This is a genomic window from Streptomyces sp. ADMS (genome assembly GCF_033441795.1).
Classification (GTDB): Bacteria; Actinomycetota; Actinomycetes; order Streptomycetales; family Streptomycetaceae; genus Streptomyces.
Genome location: NZ_JAVFVX010000638.1, coordinates 1 through 236, shown reverse-complemented (window position 1 = coordinate 236; position 236 = coordinate 1). Strand labels below are relative to the sequence as shown.

The following is a 236-nucleotide window of genomic DNA, read 5'->3' as shown; positions in this document are numbered from 1 at the left end:
ACGGTGCCGCCTTCGGGGCAGATCTGCACGAGCTGCTGCATGATCTCGACCGGCTTCTGGGTGATGTGGACGCGGTCCTTACGGGGCTGGGAGGCGACGAAGTGGCCGGGCAGGTAGAGGTCCCGGTCCTTTTCGAGGCTGCCCTTGACGCCCCAGGTGATGAACTCGGCCGACTGCTTGAACCCGCCCTTGCGGGGCCGGCTGGCGGGCTTGATCCAGGGGATCGTGCCGCTCCA

Annotated in this window: 1 pseudogene; it reads right to left on the bottom strand. The window is 67.4% G+C overall.

The features are described from left to right. Window positions 1-236, bottom strand: a pseudogene (locus RB628_RS42285) (site-specific DNA-methyltransferase); the annotation flags it as partial.